Genomic DNA, 9,275 nt, shown 5'->3' with positions numbered 1-9,275 from the left:
CACGCGGCACGCCGCGGACCTCGCGCGCCTTGCCGGCGATGCCGAGACGGTGCGCGGCGCCGACGAGGGCCATCGCGGCCTCGGACGACGGGCACGTGATCTCGAGCGACGCCGAGCGCCCCGGCTCGCTCAGGCTGCCGGCCGCGAGGAACGCCCCGCGCCAGATCGCGGCGAGATCGGCGCGTGATCCGGTCGTGAGCTTGTTCGGCAGTCCGCGCACCGGCCGACGTCGCTGGTCCAGGAGGCCGGTCTGGCGCGCGAGGGTCTCGCCGCCCTCGATGACCCGGACCGCGTAATGGCTGCCGTTGCGGGCGCCGGAGCCCTGCACGTGGACGAGCTCGGGGCGCACGCCGTACAGCTCGACGAGGTCGCGCGCGGTGCGGCGCGCGAGCAGGTCGGAGTCGAGCTCCGCCTCGACGGCCACCCGGTTGGCGATCGAGTGCAGGCCTCCCGAGAACCGCAGCAGGGACGTCAGCTCTGCTACGCGGGCCGTCGGGCGCGGGTCGCGCACGGTGATGAGCTCGGCCTTCACGTCAGCAGTGAGCGACACGGGTCTCCTTCGCGGTGGGGTTCGGGACAAGGGAACAGCCTACTCGGGCGGATTCGATCCACCCAGACCCACCCGGTTCATTCGCGACCGAGATCGCGATGCTTCACGCGCACCGCCACGCCGGGGACGCTGCCGAGCCGCTCGGCGAGCTCGCGCGCCATCACGACCGACCGATGCTTGCCGCCGGTGCAGCCGACGGCCACCACAGAATGCCGCTTGTTCTCGCGCTGGTAGCCCTCGAGCACCGGCCGCAGCGCCGTCGCGTAGGCATCGAGGAACTCCCGTGCGCCCTCCTGCTCGAGCACGAAGTCGCGCACGTCGGCGTCCTCGCCGGTCAGTGCGCGCAATTCCTCGCTCCAGAACGGGTTGGGAAGGAATCGCATATCGGCCACGAGGTCGGCGTCCGGCGGCAGTCCGTACTTGAACCCGAAGCTGAGCAGCGTGAGCGTGTGCCGCGCAGCGCCCTCTTCGCGGAAGAGATCGCCGATCTGCGTGGCGAGCTGATGGATGTTGTATGACGAGGTGTCGATGATGACGTCGGCGCTCTCGCGGACCGCCGTGAGACGCTGGCGCTCCAGACGGATGCCGTCGAGCAGGGTCCCGTCGCCCTGGAGGGGATGCGGACGCCGCACCGCCTCGAACCGGCGCACCAGCACGTCGTCGGACGCGTCCAGGAACATCAGCCGGATCTGGCGCCGCTCGCGCAGCGCCCGCATCGCCTCGGGGAGGTCGGAGAACAGGTCGCGCCCCCGGACGTCGACCACGACAGCCACCCGTGGGAGCACACCGGCCGCCAGCTCGGTGAGATCGAGGAGCGGCTTGAGCATCTGGGGCGGCAGGTTGTCGACGACGTACCAGTCGAGGTCCTCGAGCGCGTTCGCCGCGGTCGAGCGCCCCGCGCCCGACATCCCGGTGACGATCAGCACCTCACCCGTGTCGCGCCTGCCGTCGTCGCGACGCGTCGCCTCGCTCATGACCACCCCCGTTGTCGGCCCCCAGCCTACTCATCCGCCGGCACGCTCGGCTGCGCGAGGTGCGAGTGGATCGCCGCGGCGAGCTTGGGCCCCACACCGGGAAGCTCTGCGATCTCGTCGCGCGTCGCCTTCTTGAGCGCGGACACCGAGCCGAAGTGACGGAGCAGGCCCTTGATGCGCGCCTCGCCGAGACCCGGCACCTCGGCGAGGACGCTCTGGATGTCGCGCCGTCGGCGGCGGCGCTGGTGCGAGATGGCGAACCGGTGCGCCTCGTCGCGCAATCGCTGCAGCAGGTAGAGCGCTTCAGACGTGCGCGGGAGGATGACCGGGTACTCCTCCCCCGGCAGCCACACCTCTTCGAGTCGCTTGGCGATGCCGCACAGTGCGACCTCTTCGTGCCCGGCATCGCGCAGCGCGCGCGCCGCGGCCTCGACCTGCGGCTTGCCGCCGTCGACGACGAGCAGCTGCGGCCGGTACGCGAATCGCGGACGCCGTCGGGCGGTGACGACCTGGTCATCCGCAGTCGGGTCGGGCACGATGTCGAGTCCGGTCCCTGGTCCTGTCGAAGGGTCGTCGGGACGATCGAGATACGCGAGGCGGCGCGTCAGCACCTGATACAGCGAATCGGTGTCGTCGGTGGTCTCGGCCACTCCGAACGAGCGGTACTGGTCCTTGCGCGGCAGCCCGTCCTCGAACACCACCATCGACGCCACGACGTTCGTGCCGCCGAGGTGCGACACGTCGAAGCACTCGATGCGCAGCGGCGCCTCGGCGAGGTCGAGGGCCTCCTGCAGGTCGGTCAGCGCCTGCGTGCGGGCCACATAGTCGCTGGTGCGTCGCGTCTTGTGGAGCATGAGCGCCTGCTGCGCGTTGAGGCTCGCCGTCTTCATCAGCTCGGATTTGCGCCCGCGCTGCGCGACCTGGATCGAGACCGCCCTGCCGCGCCGGCCGCGCAGCCACTCCTCGAGATCCGCGGCGTCGTCGGGCATCGCCGGAACGAGCACCTGACGCGGGATGTCGGCCCCCGAGGCGTTGCCGTACGTCCGCTGGATCACCTGGTCGACGAGCTCGCCCCCCGAGATGTCGATCTCCTTCTCGATCGTGGTGGCCCGCACGCCGCGCACGCGCCCGCCGCGGATCACGAAGTGCTGCACGGTCGCGGCCAGCTCGTCTTCGGCGATGCCGAACAGGTCGGCGTCGGTGTCCGCCGCGAGCACGAGGGCGCTCTTGTTGAGGACCGCGTCGATGGCCTGGAGCTTGTCGCGGTGCACCGCCGCGGCTTCGTAGTCCATCGCCGCCGAGGCCTCGCGCATGCGGGCGGTGAGCTCCTTTGTGAAGCGCTGGTCGCCGCCGGCCATGAAGGCGACGAAGTCGTCGACGATCGCGCGATGCTCCTCGATGGTGACCTTCATCGAGCACGGCCCGCCGCAGCGGCCGATCTGCCCCGGGAAGCACGGACGCCCCGTCGCCATGGCCTTCTTGTACGACGCGTCGCTGCAGGTGCGGATCGGGAAGACCCTGATCATCAGGTCGATCGTGTCGTGCACGGCCCATACCTTGGGGTATGGCCCGAAGTACTTGGCGCCCGGAATGCGGCGGTTTCGGGTCACGATCACCCGCGGCGCCTCGTCGGCGAGCGTGATCGCCATGAACGGATACGACTTGTCGTCCCGATAGCGGACGTTGAACGGCGGATCGAACTCCTTGATCCACTGGTACTCGAGCTGCAGCGAGTCCACGTCGGTCGCGACGACGGTCCACTCGACGGATGCCGCGGTCGTGACCATCCGCCGGGTGCGCTCGTGCAGAGTATGCAGCGGCGCGAAGTAGTTCGACAGCCGCGCGCGCAGGTTCTTGGCCTTGCCGACGTACAGCACGCGGCCGTTCGCATCGCGGAATCGGTAGACCCCGGGATTCGTGGGGATCTCGCCCGGCCGCGGCTTGTACGGGACGGTGGGAGCGGAGCGCGCCATTCCGCTCAGCCGGCCTTGAGCGCCTCGACGAGATTCGCCGGAGCCCGCAGCCCCAGCACCTCGGCGAGGAACGCGCCGGTGTGGCTGCCCTCCGCGCGCGCGACCTGCTCGGGAGTGCCGGTCGCGACGATCTGACCGCCGCCGGCACCGCCCTCGGGGCCGAGGTCGATGACCCAGTCGGACGACTTGATCACGTCGAGGTTGTGCTCGATCACGATGACGGTGTTGCCCTTGTCGACCAGTCCGCCCAGGACTTCGAGGAGCTTGCGCACGTCCTCGAAGTGGAGCCCGGTGGTCGGCTCGTCGAGCACGTAGACCGAGCGTCCGTTGGTGCGGCGCTGCAGCTCCGTCGCGAGCTTGACGCGCTGCGCCTCGCCGCCCGAGAGCGTGGTCGCCGACTGGCCGAGGCGCACGTAGCCCAGGCCGACGTCGACGAGCGTCTTCAGATAGCGGTGGATCGCCTGGATCGGCTCGAAGAACTCGGCAGCCTCGGCGATCGGCATCTCGAGCACCTCGGCGATGTTCTTGCCCTTGTAGTGCACGGCGAGCGTGTCGCGGTTGTACCGCTTGCCGTGGCACACCTCGCAGTCCACGTACACGTCCGGGAGGAAGTTCATCTCGATCTTGATCGTGCCGTCGCCCGAGCACGCCTCGCAGCGGCCGCCCTTGACGTTGAAGCTGAAACGGCCGGGCTGATAGCCACGGACCTTCGCTTCGGGGGTCTCGCTGAACAGCGTCCGGATGCGGTCGAACACCCCGGTGTACGTCGCGGGGTTCGAGCGCGGCGTCCGGCCGATCGGCGCCTGATCGACGTGGACGACCTTGTCGAGGTTGTCGAGACCGGTCACGCGCGTGTGCTTGCCCGCGACTCGGCGCGCGCCGTTGAGGCGCGTCGCCAGGACCTGATACAGGATGCCGTTGACCAGGGTCGACTTGCCGGAGCCGCTGACGCCGGTGATCGCGGTGAGCACGCCGAGCGGGAAGTCGACCGTCACGTTCTTGAGGTTGTTCTCGCGCGCGCCGACGACCGTCACCTGCCGGGACTTGTCGATCTTGCGCCGCTTCTTGGGGATCGGGATCGAGCGGCGGCCGGCGAGGTAGTCGCCGGTGACGGATCCGCTGTCGGCGAGGAGCTCGCCGATCGGTCCGGAGTGCACCACCGCGCCGCCGTTCACGCCGGCCCCGGGGCCGATGTCGACGATCCAGTCCGCGGCATGGATCGTCTCTTCGTCGTGCTCCACGACGATGAGGGTGTTGCCGAGGTCGCGGAGGGCCACAAGCGTCTCGATGAGACGGCGGTTGTCGCGCTGGTGGAGGCCGATCGAGGGCTCGTCGAGCACGTAGAGCACCCCGGTGAGCCCGGAGCCGATCTGCGTCGCGAGGCGGATGCGCTGCGCCTCGCCGCCCGACAGCGTCGCCGCGGCGCGGCTGAGGCTCAGGTAGTCCAGGCCCACGCGGATCAGGAAGTCCAGGCGCAGCCGGATCTCGCGCAGCACCTGCGCGGCGATCGCGGCCTCGCGCTCGGTGAGCGTCAGCTTCGCGAAGTACTCGCGCGCATCGCCGAGGCTCAGGCGCGAGGCATCCGCGATCGAATGCCCGTGGACGAGCACGGCCAGCACCTCGGGCTTGAGCCGGTCGCCGTCGCACACCGCACACGGCACCTCGCGCAGGTACTCCGACCAGCGCTGCCGCTGCGTGTCGGACTCGGCCTGCGTGTACTGACGCTCGATGTAGGGCACGACGCCCTCGAAGCCCGACGAGTACCGCATCTCGCGGCCGTAGCGGTTCTTCCACCGCACCGTGACCTTGTAGTCCTCGCCGCGCAGCACGGCCTCTCGCACCGCCGCGGGGAGGCTCTTCCACGGCGTGTCGAGCGAGAAGCCGAGATCGGCCGCCAGACCTTCGAGGAGCCGCTCGTAGTACTGGAACAGCCCCTTGCCCTGGGTCGTCCACGGGATGAGCACTCCCTCTCGGATCGAGAGCTCCTCGTCGCCGAGCATGAGGTCGACGTCGACGGACATGCGGGTGCCCAGGCCCGAGCAGGTCGGGCACGCGCCGAACGGCGCGTTGAACGAGAACGTGCGCGGCTCGATCTCGGTGAGCTGCAGGGGGTGGCCGTTCGGGCACGCGAGCTTCTCGGAGAAGGACTGCCACGCGGCATCCCCCTCTTCGTCGACGAAGTTGACCTGGATGACGCCGCCCGCCAGCGACAGGGCGGTCTCGACGGAGTCGGTCACGCGGTCGAGGATGCCGGGCGCCGCGACGAGCCGGTCGACCACGACGGCGATGTCGTGCTTGTAGCTCTTCTTGAGCACGGGCGGCTCGGCGAGCTGGATGAGCTCGCCGTCGACGATCGCACGCGCGTAGCCCTTCGCTCCGAGCTCTTTGAAGAGGTCGACGAACTCGCCCTTCTTCTGCGTGACGACGGGCGCGACGATCTGATAGCGGGTGCGCTCGGGGAGCTCGGCGAGCTGATCGGCGATCTGCTGCACGGTCTGGCGCTGGATGACCTCGCCGCACTCGGGACAGTGCGGTACGCCGATGCGAGCCCACAGCAGGCGCATGTAGTCGTGGATCTCGGTGATCGTGCCCACGGTCGAGCGCGGGTTGCGGTTCGTCGACTTCTGGTCGATCGACACAGCGGGGCTCAGGCCCTCGATGAAGTCGACGTCGGGGCGGTCCACCTGCCCGAGGAACTGGCGCGCGTAGGCGCTCAGCGACTCGACATAGCGGCGCTGGCCCTCGGCGAAGATCGTGTCGAACGCAAGGCTCGACTTGCCCGATCCTGACAGACCCGTGAACACCACGAGCGAATCGCGCGGGATGTCGAGGTCGACGTCTTTCAGGTTGTGCACGCGGGCACCGCGGACGCTGAGTCTTCCGCTGGTGTTCCCGGTGTTTGCGGGCATGGCGACAGGGACGATGGGCACCAGACAAGTTTAGGCGGGGCCTCCGACATGGGCGCCGGAGACCCCACCTTCACCGCGTGCTGTCAGGTGCGGGCCCTACCAGATCAGGAACGGCAGTGCCCGGCCCTCCGACGGCTCGACCGTCTCGCTCCCGGCGTACGACACCGTCAGTCGCTGGAGGCCGCGCTCGAGGGGCGGCAGCTTGACCTTGACGATGCCCCGGTTCGCGGCGGTCATTGTGGCCGTCGCGATGACGGTGTCGCCGTCGAGGATCGACACCTCCCCCTCGACGGACGTGCCGTGCTCTGCGACGACGATCGCGGTGAGCTTCACCGCCGAGCCGGCCTTCGCGATGAGCTTGTTCGGCAGGCCGAACGCGATGCTGTCCGCGCGTTCGGCCGTCACCGCCACCGGCACCGTGACGGTCGTCCCGGTTTGCGCACCGGTCAGCACGAGTTCGACGCGGGCGCCGCGCGCGACGTCCGCGGGAAGCTCCACCGAGATGGACGCCGCACCGTAGTCGTCGAAGACAGCCGTCCCGACCGTGTTGTCGACGGGGAAGGTGCCGAGCACCGCTCCGTCGAGCGATACGGCGATCTCGGTGTCCGTCACATCGCCGGGTGCCGTCATCGCCCAGGACTTGACGCCGAACTCAACGCTCGCGCCGGGGTCGTACGCGGATGGGGCGCCCGCCGGGAAGCCGACCTCCACCGCGCGCTGCGAGTAGTCGACGCCGAGCGGCGAGCCGGCCGGTGCGAACTCCTCGAGGTAGTCGACCATCGCAGCGAGGTCGACCTTGCCGGTGTCGCGCCTGTCGGCGCCGTTCGCGAACTCGCGGAAGTTGTCGCCGCCGCCCGCCAGGAACGAGTTGACGGTGACCGAGTAGGTCGCGGCCGGGTCGATCGGCTCGCCGTTCAGCCACATGCCCGTGATGGTCCCCTCGGGTGCCTGGTAGGTCAGGCCCTCCTCGTTCGCGACGGTCGCCGGGTTGTCGCGCTGCACCTCGGTCACGAGCTGCTGGGTGTAGGTGTACTGGAATCCCTCGGACGCGCCCAGGCGCAGGTAGGGCCGGGTGGGCAGCGCGTTGTAGGCGTCGCGCTGCCACTGCTGCTCCAGCACGGTCTCGATCTGCTCGCCGGTCAGCTCGAGGTTCACGAGCGTGTTGGCGAACGGCTGCACCAGGGCCGCCTGCTTGTAGGTCAGGGTGCGCGGGAACGATCCATCGGCGGGGACCGTACCGACCATGTCGGTGCGCAGGCCGCCCGGGTTCATGAACGCGATCTGCGCACCGCCCGACTCCGGCGCCTCGGTCGCCCATTGCTGCACCTCGGCCACGAGATTGCCGAGCGTCGATTCGCCACCGCGATTCTCACTCGTCCCGTTCGCGAGCTTCGCGCGGTTGAAGGCGCCGGAGAGTTCGCCGAGCGGCTCCGCGCCGAGCACGTCCGCCTCCGCGACCGCTGCCGCGACGAGCTGCGCCACCTCGTCATCCGGCGCCGCCGGATGCGACGAGATCGAGATGATCGACTGCGTCTTGGCCTGGACCTCGCCGGTCGTTCCGTCGACGCTGTAGACGAGCTGGTTCAGGTTGGTGCCGTACTGGCCGGCCGAGACCACGGGGCGTGTCGTCACGGCGCGGCCCTCGTCGATCCACTCTTGAACCGGGTACTCGCAGTTGTAGGCCAGGTGGGTGTGGCCCGACACGATGGCGTCGACATCCGCCGACACGCCGCCGACGACCTCACCCCACGCCGTGCCGGGCGCGACGCCCTGCGTGCAGTCGGTGACCGGCGATCCCTCGTGCACCAGCATGACGACGAGGTCTGCGCCCGAAGCGGTCAGCTCGGCCGCTTCGGCGTTGACGGAGTCGACGATGCCGCGCACCTCGATGTCGGCGATGCCCGCGGGGTTGACCAGGGCCTCGAGCTCTTCGGTGACGGCGCCGACGAAGCCGACCTCGACGTCGCCGAACTCCTTGATCCAGGAAGCGGGAACGGCATCGTCGCCGGTCGCCCGCATCTTGAGGTTCGCCGCGACGTACTGCCACTCGGCCCCGCCGTAGGGGTTCGCGACCGGGTCGTAGGGCGCCATGACCCGCTCGACGAGGTCGGCGTAGCCCTGGTCGAGTTCGTGATTGCCCACGGCCGAGACCTCGAGCCCCGCGGCGTTGAGCGCGTCGATTGTCGGCTTGTCGCTCTGGATGAACGACTCGAACGTCGACGCCCCGATGAGGTCGCCCGCTGCCGCGAACACCGTGTTCGGGTTCTCGGCGCGCAACGCCTCGACGGTGCCTGCGAGCTTCGCCGCTCCGGCCTCGGCGCCGTTGGCGGCGATGCGTCCGTGGTAGTCGTTCGTGGCGAGGATCTGCACTTCGGTGGTGGCGGCGTGGGCAGCGGGCACCGCGAGCCCGCTCACGCCGATCGCGGCGGCGGCGGCGACTGCGCACACGGCCAGACGCCGGCCGGCCGGACGGTCTTGGTGGGACCTGATTCGCATGGGTGGTTCCTCTTGCTGGGGGATTCAGTGGCATCGTGCCGGCACGCGGGTTTCGCCGTCGCCGACACGTCGTGCCTTGAGCCTAAGATCGCGAGGCGCGGCATACCAGAGCCGCGAGAGAGACTTCATCCAGCCGTTACCCCGCCGGCGCGGCGACGCACCAGCACAGGGTTCGATCTCAGCGCCGGCCTGCGAACGGCGCGAGCGCGTCGCGCAGTGAGGCGAGGGTCGCGGCATCCGTGCCGACGCTGGCCATCACACGCTCGGGCACCTCGAGCGCGCGGCGGCGGAGGGCCGTCCCCGAGGAGGTCAGCGCCACATCGAGCACGCGCTCGTCGTCGGCGCGGCGCGCGCGGGTGACGAGGCCCTGCGC

Annotated in this window: 5 protein-coding genes and 1 pseudogene; all 6 read right to left on the bottom strand. The window is 69.9% G+C overall.

Annotation, left to right across the window (positions count from 1 at the left end):
- Nucleotides 1–550 (bottom strand): DNA-binding protein WhiA (gene whiA / locus EIO58_RS07630; protein WP_127819025.1); only part of this gene is annotated, 550 nt, incomplete at its 3' end.
- 77 nt (nt 551–627) lie between these two features.
- Nucleotides 628–1,524 (bottom strand): RNase adapter RapZ, encoded by an 897-nt coding sequence (gene rapZ, locus EIO58_RS07625; RefSeq protein ID WP_127819024.1) that lies wholly within the window; start codon nt 1,522–1,524, stop codon nt 628–630.
- 26 nt (nt 1,525–1,550) lie between these two features.
- A complete protein-coding gene (gene uvrC / locus EIO58_RS07620) occupies nt 1,551–3,497 on the bottom strand; it encodes an excinuclease ABC subunit UvrC (RefSeq protein WP_127819023.1) in 1,947 nt (648 codons plus the stop codon).
- Nucleotides 3,498–3,502: 5 nt separating this feature from the next.
- On the bottom strand, nt 3,503–6,427 hold the full coding sequence (uvrA, locus tag EIO58_RS07615) for an excinuclease ABC subunit UvrA (protein WP_446723907.1): 2,925 nt from the start codon (nt 6,425–6,427) through the stop codon (nt 3,503–3,505).
- 75 nt (nt 6,428–6,502) lie between these two features.
- The gene (locus EIO58_RS07610) at nt 6,503–8,902 is read right to left on the bottom strand and encodes a bifunctional metallophosphatase/5'-nucleotidase (protein WP_127819022.1); all 2,400 of its coding nucleotides are present in this window, start codon (nt 8,900–8,902) and stop codon (nt 6,503–6,505) included.
- 178 nt (nt 8,903–9,080) lie between these two features.
- A pseudogene (locus tag EIO58_RS07605) lies at nt 9,081–9,275 on the bottom strand (MarR family transcriptional regulator); the annotation flags it as partial.

This window comes from Microbacterium sp. CPCC 204701, from assembly GCF_004010105.1.
Taxonomy (GTDB): domain Bacteria; phylum Actinomycetota; class Actinomycetes; order Actinomycetales; family Microbacteriaceae; genus Microbacterium.
The sequence above is the reverse complement of the archived record's forward strand: the minus strand, read 5'-3'. Positions and strand labels throughout refer to the sequence as shown.

What these genes read in the sequence shown, in the direction of transcription:
- uvrC (WP_127819023.1), bottom strand. Translation starts at nt 3,497, where the DNA reads ATGGCGCGCTCCGCTCCCACCGTCCCGTACAAGCCGCGGCCGGGCGAG.
- EIO58_RS07610 (WP_127819022.1), bottom strand. Translation starts at nt 8,902, where the DNA reads ATGCGAATCAGGTCCCACCAAGACCGTCCGGCCGGCCGGCGTCTGGCC.
- rapZ (WP_127819024.1), bottom strand. Translation starts at nt 1,524, where the DNA reads ATGAGCGAGGCGACGCGTCGCGACGACGGCAGGCGCGACACGGGTGAG.